Genomic DNA, 12,459 nt, shown 5'->3' on the forward strand with positions numbered 1-12,459 from the left:
AACTGCGGCCTTTGTCGCAGGCTGTACCAGCGTCTTTCCAAATAGAAAGGCAAACGTGTGCGCACGCCGTGCGACACGCTGCCATTTGACCATTTATTCAGGGACCCGGACATGGAACTGGTTGTAAAAAGCGTTAGCCCAGAAACGTTGAAAACCGCCACTCTGGTGGTCGCCGTCGGCGAAGACCGCAAACTCGGCAACGTTGCCAAGCAGATCGACGACCTCACTGGCGGCGCCATCAGCGCCATTCTCAAGCGTGGCGACCTGGCCGGCAAAGTAGGCCAGAGCCTGTTGCTGCACAGCCTGCCGAATCTCAAGGCCGAACGCGTGCTGCTGGTGGGCGTGGGCAAGGATGCCGAACTGGGTGACCGACCGTTCCGCAAAATCATCGCCGGCGTGCTGAACACCCTCAAGGGCCTGGGCGGCAGCGAAGCCGCACTGGCACTGGACGAAGTGGTCGTCAAAGGTCGTGACAGCTACGGCAAGACCCGTTTGCTGGCCGAAACCCTGGTAGACGGCGAGTACAGCTTCGAGCAGTTCAAGAGCCAGAAGACCGACCCCCGCCCCCTGAAAAAAATCACCCTGCTGACCATCAAGGCCGCCCAGGCCGAAGTGGAACGCGCCGTGACCCACGCCACCGCGATTGCCCATGGCATGTCCTTCACCCGCGACCTGGGTAACCTGCCACCGAACATCTGCCACCCGAGCTTCCTCGCCGAACAGGCCAAGGGCCTGGGCAAGGCATTCAAAGGCCTGAAAGTCGAGATTCTTGACGAGAAGAAAATCAAGGAACTGGGCATGGGCTCGTTCTACGCCGTTGGCCAGGGCAGCGCCCAGCCACCGCGCCTGATCGTCATGCAGTACAACGGCGGCAAGAAATCCGAGAAGCCGTACGCACTGGTCGGCAAGGGTATCACCTTCGACACCGGCGGCATCAGCCTCAAGCCCGGTGCCGGCATGGACGAAATGAAATACGACATGGGCGGTGCAGCCAGCGTGTTCGGCACCCTGCGCGCCGTGCTTGAACTGAAACTGCCGATCAACCTGGTGTGCATCCTGGCCTGCGCCGAGAACATGCCGAGCGGCAACGCCTCGCGCCCAGGCGATATCGTCACGACCATGAGCGGCCAGACCGTGGAAATCCTCAACACCGACGCCGAAGGCCGCCTGGTGCTGTGCGACGCCCTGACCTACGCCGAGCGCTTCAAGCCACAGGCCGTGATCGACATCGCCACCCTGACGGGCGCGTGCGTCGTTGCCCTGGGCTCCCACACCTCGGGCCTGCTGGGCAACAATGACGAACTGATCGGCCAACTGCTGAGCGCCGGCCAGGCCGCCGACGACCGCGCCTGGCAATTGCCGCTGTTCGACGAGTATCAGGAACAGCTGGACAGCCCGTTCGCCGACATCGCCAACATTGGTGGCCCGAAAGCCGGCACCATCACGGCCGCGTGCTTCCTCTCGCGCTTCACCAAGAACCTGAACTGGGCGCACCTGGACATCGCGGGCACTGCCTGGACCAGCGGCGGCAAGGACAAGGGCGCCACCGGCCGCCCGGTTCCGTTGCTGACCCAGTACCTGCTGGACCGCGCCAAAGCCTGAAACCGATGACCTTGCGCGGCGTCGCTCATGGGTGACGCCGCTCAAGGCTCAGGAACCTCAATGACCAAAGTCGACTTCTATATCCTGCCCAGTGCCGATCCGTCTGCACGACTGGATTTTGCCTGCAAACTCACCGACAAGGCCTGGCGCATGGGCCACCGCATCTACCTGCACTGCAGCGATGCCGCTCAGCGCGACGATCTCGATGCACGGCTGTGGGCCTTCAAAGGCGAAAGCTTCGTACCCCACGGCCACGCCGAAAGCGAACCGGACGGTTTGATTGTGCTGGGCGTGGGAGACGATCCAGGGCAGCACCAGGACCTGCTGGTCAACCTTGACCTCAAGGTCCCCTCCTTTGCCCAGCGCTTTGCCCGTGTGGCGGAAGTGGTGGTAGAAGACCCGACTATTCGTCAGGCCGCGCGGGAGAGTTTCCGCTTCTACCGCGAACAGGGCTATCCTCTGCAAGATCACCGTCTACAGCGACTCTGAGTACACGATGGACACTCCAAATCCACTGCAAAAGTCTGCGCACCTGCTGGATGACCTCGAGTCGATCCGCCAGCTGCTCGGCGATGACAACCTGCAACCGCCCCTGCTGACCGAAACCGTCACACCGGAAGGTGATGAAGGCCAGATTCCCTTGCTGTTCGATCAGATCAGCGGCAAACAGCCTGCTGCCGCGATCGAGCAACCTGCCCCTGCCCCTGCGCCGGTGGCCGCCCCCGCTCCAGCGACGACAGCCCGGCAAGCGGCCGACATCATGCTGCACCTGGACAGCGAACTGCGCGCCGCCGCGCAATTGATCATGCAAGACGTCATTGATGACTTTGCCCCGCACATCGAGACAGAAATCAAACGTCGCCTCGATGCGCGAATGGAACGGCTGTTGAGCCAGTACGAATAATCTCTATCTCCTGTGCGAGCGAGCAGGCTCGCTCACACAGGAGATCAGCGCTGTCATTGATCAAGCCCCCTGTCCTTGCCTGCTCGCCCTTCGCCCCATGCCCCGCTATACTTGCCGGCTTTTCCTGAATAAATGCCAATAGGGTCCCGCCGCGCATGGATAAGACCTACCAGCCGCACGCCATTGAAACTTCCTGGTACAACACCTGGGAGTCCGAGAACTACTTCGCCCCGCAAGGCGCGGGCGACTCCTACACCATCATGATCCCGCCACCGAACGTCACTGGCAGCCTGCATATGGGCCATGGCTTCAACAACGCGATCATGGACGCCCTGATCCGTTTCCGCCGCATGCAGGGTCGCAACACCCTGTGGCAGCCGGGCACCGACCACGCCGGTATCGCCACGCAAATGCTGGTGGAACGCCAGCTCGAAGCCAAGGGCCAGAACCGCCACGACCTGGGCCGTGAGAAATTCCTCGAGAAAGTCTGGGAATGGAAAGACGAGTCCGGCGGCAACATCAGCCGTCAGATCCGCCGCCTCGGCTCGTCCGTGGACTGGAGCCGCGAGCGCTTCACCATGGACGACGGCCTGTCGGAAGCGGTTAAAGAAGCGTTCGTGCGCCTGCACGAAGACGGCCTGATCTACCGCGGCAAGCGCCTGGTCAACTGGGACACCAAGCTGCACACGGCGATTTCCGACCTCGAAGTGGAAAACCACGACGAGAAAGGCTCCCTGTGGAACCTGAAGTACCCGCTGGCCGACGGCGCCAGGACTGCTGAAGGCAACGACTTCCTGATCGTCGCGACCACCCGTCCGGAAACCATGCTCGGCGACTCCGCCGTGGCCGTTAACCCGAACGATGAGCGCTACAAAGCCCTGATCGGCAAGTTTGTCGAGCTGCCATTGGTTGGCCGCCGCATCCCGATCATCGCCGACGATTACTGCGATCCTGAATTCGGCACCGGCTGCGTAAAAATCACCCCGGCCCACGATTTCAACGACTACGAAGTCGGCAAGCGCCACAACCTGCCGCTGCTGAACATCTTCGACAAGAACGCCGCCGTGCTGTCGGCCTGCCAGGTGTTCAACCTCGACGGGACCCTGAACGACACCATCGACGGCAAGATCCCGGCTGAATACGCTGGTCTCGACCGCTTCGAAGCGCGCAAGCAAATCGTCGCTGCGTTCGAAGGCGCTGGCCTGCTGGTCAGTGTCGACGATCACGCCCTGAAGGTACCGAAAGGCGACCGTTCCGGCACCATCATCGAACCGTGGTTGACCGACCAATGGTACGTGTCCACCAAGCCATTGGCGGAGCCTGCCATTGCTGCCGTTGAAGACGGCCGCATTCAGTTCGTACCGAAACAGTACGAGAACATGTACTTCTCGTGGATGCGTGACATCCAGGACTGGTGCATCAGCCGTCAGCTGTGGTGGGGCCACCGGATTCCGGCCTGGTACGACGAGTCGGGCAAGGTCTATGTCGGCCGCGACGAAGCCGAAGTGCGTGCCAAGCACAACCTGGGCGCCGACGTTGCGCTGCAGCAGGACAACGACGTACTCGACACCTGGTTCAGCTCGGGCCTGTGGACCTTCTCCACCCTCGGCTGGCCGCAGCAGACTGAGTTCCTGAAGAAGTTCCACTCCACCGACGTCCTGGTGACCGGCTTCGACATCATTTTCTTCTGGGTTGCCCGGATGATCATGCTCACCATGCACCTGGTGAAAAACGAAGACGGCACGCCGCAGGTTCCGTTCAAGACCGTGTATGTGCATGGCCTGGTGCGGGATGGCCTGGGCCAGAAAATGTCCAAGTCCAAGGGCAACGTCCTTGACCCGCTGGACATCATCGACGGTATCGAACTGGAAGCCCTGGTGCAGAAACGCACCTCCGGCATGATGCAGCCGAAACTGGCGAAGAAGATCGAGAAGCAGACCCGCGACGAGTTCGCCGATGGCATCGCCAGCTACGGCACCGACGCCTTGCGCTTCACGTTCTGCTCGCTGGCGTCCACCGGTCGCGACATCAAGTTCGACATGGGCCGCGTCGAAGGCTATCGCAACTTCTGCAACAAGATCTGGAACGCCGCGCGTTACGTGCTGGACAAGGGCGAAGACTGCGGCCAGAACGGCGAAGCCTACGAGCTGTCGCTGGCCGATCGCTGGATCATTTCCCAGCTGCAGCGCACCGAAGCCGAAGTGACCCGCCAACTCGACCAGTTCCGTTTCGACCTGGCCGCACAAGCCTTGTACGAGTTCATCTGGAACCAGTATTGCGACTGGTACCTGGAGCTGTCCAAGCCTGTGCTGTGGGACGAAAACGCACCGATCGAACGTCAGCGCGGCACCCGTCGCACCCTGGTTCGCGTACTGGAAGTGGCCCTGCGCCTGGCTCACCCGTTCATGCCGTTCATCACCGAAGAGATCTGGCAGCGCCTGGCGCCGCTGGCCGGCATCGAAGGCAAGACCATCATGCTGCAGCCTTGGCCGGTGGCCGTTGAAGCACGCATCGATCAAGCCGCCGAAGACGACATCGAATGGCTCAAGGGCCTGATGCTCGGCACGCGCAACATCCGTGGCGAGATGAACATTGGCCCGGGCAAGCCACTGCCACTGTTCCTGAAGAACGTATCCGCCGAAGACCAGCGTCGCCTCACCGAGAACGAAGCCTTGCTCAAGAAGCTGGCCCGCCTCGAGTCGATCACCGTCCTGGCGGCCGGCGAAGAAGCACCGCTGTCCGCCACCGCCCTGGTCGGCGAGATGGAAGTGCTGGTGCCAATGGCTGGCCTGATCGACAAGGGTGCGGAACTTGCGCGCCTGGACAAGGAAATCCAGCGCCTGCAAGGTGAAGTGCAGCGCGTTGGCGGCAAGCTGTCCAATGCCGGCTTCGTGGACAAGGCCCCGGCCGAAGTCATCGAGAAGGAACGCGCCAAACTGGCCGAAGCCGAACAGGCTCTGGGCAAGCTGGCCGAGCAGCATGCGCGGATTGCCAGTCTGTAACGGCAACACGCAATAAAAAAGGGAGGCCTGCGAAGGCCTCCCTTTTTCATGCCCGGTACACTCTCCCCAGCACTACAAGTCCCCTGTGGGAGCGGGCTTGCCCGCGAAACGATTTCACATTCAACATTGATGCTGCCTGGCACTTCGCCTTCGTCGGAACGCCGCCCGGACCAAGCCCGCTGCCACCGTCGAGCATCGTGTTCTTTGCAATTGGGTTCACAACGGCTGAATGTGGGACAATGCCCGCCACTTTTAGCCATACCCGAATCGATCACACCAATGAACGCCCCCCGCTCCCCCAAACCTGCGCGCAAGAAGCCTGAGTCCGCGACCCCGGCCAAAGCCGTGGCGCCCCGCGAAAAGGCCAGCCTGCATCCGCGCAACCGCCACCAGGGCCGTTACGATTTCCCGGCGCTGATCAAGAGCACGCCGGAACTGGCGAAGTGCGTGATCATCAACCCCTACGGCAAAGAGAGCATCGATTTCGCCAGCCCTGATGCCGTACGGGTGTTCAACCGGGCGCTGCTCAAGTCGTTCTATGGCATTGCCCACTGGGACATTCCGGCGGACTACCTGTGCCCGCCGGTACCAGGACGCGCCGACTACGTGCACTTCCTGGCCGACCTGCTGGCCAGCGGCAATGACGGCGTGATCCCTCGCGGTGCGGCGGTACGGGTACTGGACATCGGCATGGGCGCCAACTGCGTCTATCCACTGATCGGCTACAGCGATTACCGCTGGCAGTTTCTGGGCTCGGAAATCGATTCGACCGCCATCGCAGCCGCCAAGGCCATTGTGCAGTCCAACGGCCTGAACAAATCGATCCAGTTGCGCCAGCAGACCAACCCCAAGCAGATCCTCCTGGGCCTGCTTGAGAGCGCCGAGCGCTTTGACCTGACCATGTGCAACCCTCCGTTCCATGCCTCCCTGGACGAAGCGACACGGGGCAGCACCCGGAAATGGCGAGCATTGGGCAAGGCCGACCCAAAACGCAAACTGCCGGTACTGAACTTCGGTGGCCAGGCAGCAGAGCTGTGGTGTGAGGGTGGCGAAGCACGCTTCGTGACACAACTGATCAGCGAAAGCGCTCAAGTTGCCCAGCAGGTACTGTGGTTCAGCACACTGGTGTCCAAAGCCTCGAACCTGCCAGCCATTCAAACCGCACTGAAAAAAGCCGGCGCGCTGCAAAGCCAGGTCGTGGAGATGTCCCAAGGGCAGAAGCAAAGCCGCTTCGTTGCCTGGACATTCCAGAGCAAGGTGCAGCAACAGGCCTGGCGTCAGGCGCGGTGGGTCAAGGCCTCAGCGGAGTAAATAGACGTGTTGCGGCGATTTACCTTGCGTAAATCGTTGTAATGGACACAAAAAAGCCGTGCCAGGATCGCTCCGCAGCACGGCTTTCTTTTATGCGTCTTACTTGTTAACAGCGTCGGTCAGGCCTTTAGCCACAACCAGCTTGATAACTTTCTTGGCAGCGATTTCGATGGCAGCGCCGGTCGAAGGGTTGCGGCCGGTACGGGCAGGACGCTCGGTCACTTTCAGCTTACCGATACCTGGCAGGGTGATTTCGCCGCCGTTTTCCAGTTGATCAGCAACGATTTGGCCCAGTTGGTCCAGTGCGTTACGCGCGGTGGTTTTTGGCGCGTCGATAGCTTCAGCGATATCGGCGATCAGTTGGTCTTTAGTAAGAGCCATGTAGTGTTCCTTCCCTATCAAATTCATATGGATTGCAGAGTGCAGTGTCAGCCATCGAGCCCGATCTTCTGGATCTGGCACCCTCGGCTACAACACCGACGGTTCGGGGTTATAGATGCCGAAATAAGGGTTTGGTTCGACCTGACAAATGCTGAATGCACGCTTAACGCAGTGACTTCGCGTAAGACGGGGCAAAACTAGCACAGAGACGGGGAAATATCCGCCTCTACCTACCCATTTGGTCAGCTTTATTGCTCTAAATCGGGAAAAAACCGCATAAGCCCGGCCCGACTGGCCTCAACGGCCGTTCAAGCACCGCCAAAACCGGCAGGTGCGGTACACTGGGCACTTTTTCGGGGGAGCACGCCCTCCTCCATTCATTGAGCCGAGAAGCCCATGCCGATCCGTCATTGCATCGTCCACCTGATCGACAAAAAACCCGACGGCACCCCTGCAGTTCTCCACGCCCGCGACTCGGAACTGGCAGAGTCCACCGCCATCGAGAACATGCTCGCCGACCTCAACGAGAGCTACAACGCCAAACAGGGCAAGGCCTGGGGATTTTTCCACGCCGAATCCGGTGCGCACCCGTTCAGCGGCTGGCTGAAGGAATACCTCGAGGGCGGCAAGGACTTCACCGCGTTCAGCCGCATTGCAGTGGAACACCTGCAGAAGCTGATGGAAGAGTCCAACCTGTCGACCGGCGGCCACGTGCTGTTCGCCCACTACCAGCAAGGCATGACCGACTACCTGGCTATCGCCCTGCTGCACCACAGCGAAGGCGTGGCCGTGACCGACCAGCTCGACGTGACCCCGTCCCGTCACCTGGACCTGGGCCAGTTGCACCTGGCGGCGCGAATCAATGTCTCCGAGTGGCAGAACAACAAGCAGTCCAGGCAGTACATCTCGTTCATCAAGGGCAAGAACGGGAAAAAGGTGTCGGAGTATTTCCGCGACTTCATCGGCTGCCAGGAAGGCGTCGACGGCCCGGGCGAGACCCGTACCCTGCTCAAGGCCTTCAGTGACTTCGTCGAAAGCGAAGACCTGCCCGAAGACGACGCCCGCGAGAAGACCAAGACCCTGGTCGACTACGCCAGCAGCCAGGCCAAGCTCGGCGAGCCGATGGGCCTGGAGGAACTGTCCGGACTGATCGACGAAGAACGTCCGAAAGCCTTCTACGATCACATCCGCAACAAGGACTACGGCCTGTCGCCCGAGATTCCGGCAGACAAGCGTACCCTGAACCAGTTCCGCCGCTTCACCGGCCGCGCCGAAGGCCTGTCCATCAGTTTCGAAGCGCACCTGCTGGGCTCGAAGATCGAATACGACGAAGAGGCCGGCACCCTGATCATCAAGGGCCTGCCGACCTCCCTGACCGACCAGCTCAAGCGTCGCAACTGATGCTCGCAGGCGTCCTGAAGAAGTTCCTGCTGATCTTGCTGGTGGTAGTGACCTACCAGAACTGGGGCAAGATCGAGCGGGTATTCAACCCCTCGCAAGGGGTGTCCGCGCAGATCCAGGCCAATGCCAGGGTCACGCTCTATGCCACCGAGTGGTGCGGCTACTGCAAGCTGATCCGGCGCTTTCTCGACCAGAAAGGTATCCCCTACAAGGAATTCGATATCGAGAAAGACGCTGATGCGCGCAAGGCCTATGAAGCATTGGGCGGCCGGGGCATTCCGATCATCGATGTGAACGGGACGCTGATTCGCGGGTATGACCCGAATGCGATTCTGGCAGCACTGAAGTAACTGTGGGAGACTCTATATTTGAGGGGAAGCTCCAATAACTGAGTTTGGGTGGTATTCGCTCTGGCTTTTCATCAGGGCGAACTTCAGGCCACCCTTAGGTACTTAGCACTACCCTCTTTAACACCTTTTGCTCCTCACCAACGGAAAGGGCGAAGCCATGACAGCTCCACCCTCTTATCCATCTTAATCATGACACCTGCCGCACGGCCTTAACCGCCCCAATCAGGCGCCACCCAAGTGTAACTGTCAAACATATCAAAAAATGATATTCCCCGCCGTATCAACTGACGAAAACATTACACAGACAATATGAAAGACCCCTTTATGTGCAAACTGCTCGATGCTCTGTGCGCCATAAAATCAAACTGAATAATCGCCCTTCTTTCCGAAGTGCGGAAAAACCCGGTAACACTGCCTGTCTGGCCTTCCCAATTACTGCCAAGCATTCGATAACTGGCTGTGACATTGTCGCCAAGAGGAACATCCACGCCCCAAAAATCTGGCGTATTTTGAAACGAAACATAGACACCCGTTTCGTTGTTAATCGTACTCGTGTTACGCCCTATAAAAACTGCATAAGCGCCACCCTCCGAATCAAAATGAGCATACTTATAAGCAGGGACGACAACGGCACCTCCATCAACGGTATATTCAAATTTCCCAGTAGCATTTAGCAAACTTTTTTCTACATTCTGAATATCTAACATACTATCGCTCTCCACGTTTTGTTATCGGACGGTAAGCGCCCGTCACTTGAAAGTAAGAGATGTAATATTCAGCGTCAACTGCCAACACTGATAGTTGACATATCAAAATCTTTCCAAAACCAATAAGCTCTACGAATAAAATCCGTAGGGCTTATTAAATGCCAGAACAAAAAATCTCCATTCGTGATGGACGCCCTGCTTCAGAGGTCCTTAGGAATGGTCTGAAGTAGCCCGATATTTCCGACCATTTCTCCAGCTGCGATTTCAAAAACGGCGGTAGCTCAAAATGCGATCAACATCGTTGCTGAGTACGCACTTTTCGCCGCTGCGAGCACCTCGCAGCGGCCACTCCCTGCATTACAGACATACCTTAGGTGATAGATGTTGGTGGCTTCGATGGCGATGGCGCTGTTTGCCGGTAACGTGTGCAGCCATTGCTTGAGGGCTGGTTTATCGATTGACAGTTGATCGGTATCGGCTTGATAGACCACCACTTCGGCCTTGGCGACATCCACACCTACGACACAATGCGAGACACTCATTGCCATAAAGAAGGCTCCGGGTTAGGGTTTAAAGGCTTGTCGGGGCTTCACCGTTGCGCTGGCTTGCTTCTATCGTCGGTCATGGCCGATGCATTCCTTATCGGCGCTTTGGTAAAGGGGTGGAGCGAAGTCTCCCACAGTCTGTACTGGCTAGAGTCAGATGCTGGCTTTTAGTCCCACCACCCCTACAAGTCTAAACATACAAGCGGACTTGGTCCGGGCGGCGTTCCGACGAAAGCGGTCTGTCAGCCACCATCAAAGTTGAATGTTTTTCCCCCTTCGCGAGCAAGCGGAGCGCCGCCCGGCCCGCTCCCACATGTGTCCCTCAGCAGGCTTCGATGCGGAAACCCAAGCGCGGGAAGTGCACGTGCACCAAGCCAGCCCGCTCGTCTTTGCGGCGTAGAATCAACTCCTCGCTGCCGGCAAACAGCAACTGGCCTTCAACCGGATCAACCCCATAGTCCGTGGCGGCAATCACCACCTGCTGACCCGCCTTGAAGCCGTTTGGCTCAACGAACAGTTCATCCGGCAAGGCCGCCGGTTGTGAATCCCGTGCCACCTGCAGCGCCTCTTCGGCCGTCATCTCGCTGAACGCGCCATGTCCGAAGCCCTGCACCCGACCCAGCCAGGCCGACACCGCCGGATAGCCATCGACCAGCGGCGATGTCACTGGCGTGCCCTTGAGGAACCACAGCGGGTGAGCCATGGCGAAGTCGGCAATCGAAGGCTCGCCAAACAGGTAATCCCCCTCCTCGCGCTGCAACTGCTGCTCAAGACGCGCCATGATCGTCGGCCACTGATGCTTGGCCTGCTCGGCCGACAAGCGAGTGGCACTGCCGCCGCTGAACAACCCGGCACGGTCGGCAACAAACGCCTTGACCGCGTGCGGTGGCAACTTGCCGAAGCGCACCGCGATCGATTCCGGCTGGAGCACCAGGCTCACCGCATGCTGGAACACCACCGAGTCAGCCCAGGCCGCGAAGCTGGCGGTGATCATTTCCCGGCCTTCCGGGAAGAACGCCGGCAGGGCCTTTTCCTGCTCAAGACGCCGCGCAATCAGGGCCGTATCGCAATAGATATCCGCGCCGACCTGCAATACCGGGGTCCTGCGATAACCGCCAGTCAGCGCGGTGAGGTCAGGTTTTGGCATCACTGGCGAAATGTTGACCGAGCGCCAGGACAGGCCCTTGAAGCCCAGCAACAGGCGTACCTTTTCCGCGAATGGGGAAGCCGGGTAATGATGAAGAATCAACTCGGACATGCTGGTTCCGCCGCTTGTGTGAGGAATTGGCAGCTTAACGCGCAATCGGATAGCAGCCTACCCATCCGCCTGATGGACGCTTATCAGTCAGATTGATAAGCCGGCAGCGGCGCTCGCCACCAGGCATTCCTTGGCGCTTTTCCTGAGTTTCTTGATCAGGCGTTCCTGACGCAGCGCTTCGCTTTTGTCGCGGCAGACTTCGGTATAGACCAACTCCACCGCCGGGCTTGAGAGAAAAAACCGTGCGCCCTTGCCGCTCTGGTGCTTGGCGAAACGCTTGACCGGATCATCGCTGATGCCGCAGTACAACGAACCATTGGCCGCGCGAACAAGGTAGACGAACCAGGGTTTGCCGAGCGTAATTGCAGGCTCTTCAGAAAGGGGGGAGGTATCGCTCAGGGTGCTCACGTGACGCTCAAGACTTAAAAAGAAGACAAGGCTGCGATCTTATCAGCGACCGACCTGGAACGCCTTCAAACCCTTCAAGGCCTGGGCCCGAACGGCGTTGCGCACCAGTGGCGTCCAGCCCAGCACCAGCCCTTTGAAGCCCAGCGCCTGACGCGACCAGCGCCACAGGTCGAACTGGTCGTGATGCTCGCAGATCTTGCCGTCACGGAACACAAAACGCGCCTGGATATCGTTGACCACCGTGTTGCCGGTCTGGCTGAACAGGTACGTGGCCACCCAGTGAGCATTGCCCGTGCGTTCGTCGGCACGCACGCTGTCGAAGGTCAGGGAGAAGTCCTTGGCGCGGTTGGTGAGCATCCGCCACATGTCGCCGGCATCGCGCCCGCGCAACTCGCCAAAGGCCGGATCACTGAACACCACATCCTCGGTGTAGCAGGCGCTCATGGCCTCGGCATCCAGCCGCTGGAAGGCTTGATAGAACGCCGTGATCAAGGCGCGGTTGGCGTCACTCATGGACAGACTCCGGACAATCGAAAGGTACCTGGACGATAGTCTGCAAACGTCGGGAAAACTACCGGTATTCGCCAGGC

At 59.4% G+C, this 12,459-nt stretch carries 13 protein-coding genes; 7 read left to right on the forward strand and 6 right to left on the reverse strand.

The features are described from left to right. The first annotated feature begins 111 nt into the window (after positions 1–111). The 5 genes from CKW07_RS10725 (at position 112) to rlmF (ending at position 6,819) form a co-directional block, all read left to right on the forward strand. Positions 112–1,602 carry a leucyl aminopeptidase gene (locus tag CKW07_RS10725; protein ID WP_095144876.1) on the forward strand — a complete coding sequence of 497 codons (1,491 nt, stop codon included), beginning with the start codon at positions 112–114 and terminating at the stop codon, positions 1,600–1,602. A gap of 60 nt (positions 1,603–1,662) precedes the next feature. Then, positions 1,663–2,091, forward strand: a complete 429-nt coding sequence (locus CKW07_RS10730) for a DNA polymerase III subunit chi (RefSeq protein WP_095077638.1) — start codon at positions 1,663–1,665, stop codon at positions 2,089–2,091. Positions 2,092–2,098: 7 nt separating this feature from the next. Further along, the gene (locus CKW07_RS10735) at positions 2,099–2,506 is read left to right on the forward strand and encodes a DNA polymerase III subunit chi (RefSeq protein WP_095144877.1); all 408 of its coding nucleotides are present in this window, start codon (positions 2,099–2,101) and stop codon (positions 2,504–2,506) included. Positions 2,507–2,661: 155 nt separating this feature from the next. Beyond that, complete coding sequence (locus CKW07_RS10740; RefSeq protein ID WP_095144878.1) at positions 2,662–5,508, forward strand: valine--tRNA ligase; 2,847 nt, start codon at positions 2,662–2,664, stop codon at positions 5,506–5,508. Positions 5,509–5,787: 279 nt separating this feature from the next. After that, positions 5,788–6,819 (forward strand): 23S rRNA (adenine(1618)-N(6))-methyltransferase RlmF, encoded by a 1,032-nt coding sequence (gene rlmF / locus CKW07_RS10745; RefSeq protein WP_095144879.1) that lies wholly within the window; start codon positions 5,788–5,790, stop codon positions 6,817–6,819. 99 nt (positions 6,820–6,918) lie between these two features. Here the strand turns inward: rlmF and CKW07_RS10750 are convergent, their stop codons facing one another. After that, positions 6,919–7,200 carry an HU family DNA-binding protein gene (locus CKW07_RS10750; RefSeq protein WP_007905514.1) on the reverse strand — a complete coding sequence of 94 codons (282 nt, stop codon included), beginning with the start codon at positions 7,198–7,200 and terminating at the stop codon, positions 6,919–6,921. 396 nt (positions 7,201–7,596) lie between these two features. On the opposite strand from CKW07_RS10750, the gene yejK reads away from it, so the two are divergent. Together yejK and CKW07_RS10760 are read left to right on the forward strand one after the other, a co-directional pair. Beyond that, the gene (gene yejK, locus CKW07_RS10755; RefSeq protein ID WP_095077646.1) at positions 7,597–8,601 is read left to right on the forward strand and encodes a nucleoid-associated protein YejK; all 1,005 of its coding nucleotides are present in this window, start codon (positions 7,597–7,599) and stop codon (positions 8,599–8,601) included. Beyond that, positions 8,601–8,951, forward strand: a complete 351-nt coding sequence (locus CKW07_RS10760; protein ID WP_095144880.1) for a glutaredoxin domain-containing protein — start codon at positions 8,601–8,603, stop codon at positions 8,949–8,951. The genes yejK and CKW07_RS10760 overlap by 1 nt, the downstream gene beginning before the upstream one ends. A gap of 296 nt (positions 8,952–9,247) precedes the next feature. Here the strand turns inward: CKW07_RS10760 and CKW07_RS10765 are convergent, their stop codons facing one another. From CKW07_RS10765 to CKW07_RS10785, 5 genes are all read right to left on the reverse strand, one after another. Next, the gene (locus CKW07_RS10765) at positions 9,248–9,658 is read right to left on the reverse strand and encodes a hypothetical protein (protein WP_095144881.1); all 411 of its coding nucleotides are present in this window, start codon (positions 9,656–9,658) and stop codon (positions 9,248–9,250) included. 281 nt (positions 9,659–9,939) lie between these two features. Then, positions 9,940–10,206, reverse strand: coding sequence for a hypothetical protein (locus tag CKW07_RS10770; RefSeq protein WP_176465306.1), 267 nt, complete (start codon positions 10,204–10,206; stop codon positions 9,940–9,942). A gap of 319 nt (positions 10,207–10,525) precedes the next feature. Continuing rightward, complete coding sequence (locus CKW07_RS10775; protein WP_095144882.1) at positions 10,526–11,461, reverse strand: glutathione S-transferase family protein; 936 nt, start codon at positions 11,459–11,461, stop codon at positions 10,526–10,528. An 87-nt stretch (positions 11,462–11,548) separates the two neighbouring features. Further along, a complete protein-coding gene (locus CKW07_RS10780) occupies positions 11,549–11,869 on the reverse strand; it encodes a GIY-YIG nuclease family protein (protein WP_095144883.1) in 321 nt (106 codons plus the stop codon). A gap of 42 nt (positions 11,870–11,911) precedes the next feature. Then, complete coding sequence (locus CKW07_RS10785; RefSeq protein WP_095144884.1) at positions 11,912–12,382, reverse strand: nuclear transport factor 2 family protein; 471 nt, start codon at positions 12,380–12,382, stop codon at positions 11,912–11,914. Positions 12,383–12,459 lie beyond the last annotated feature (77 nt).

Origin of the sequence: Pseudomonas sp. Irchel s3b6, from assembly GCF_900187415.1 — a bacterium.
Classification (GTDB): domain Bacteria; phylum Pseudomonadota; class Gammaproteobacteria; order Pseudomonadales; family Pseudomonadaceae; genus Aquipseudomonas.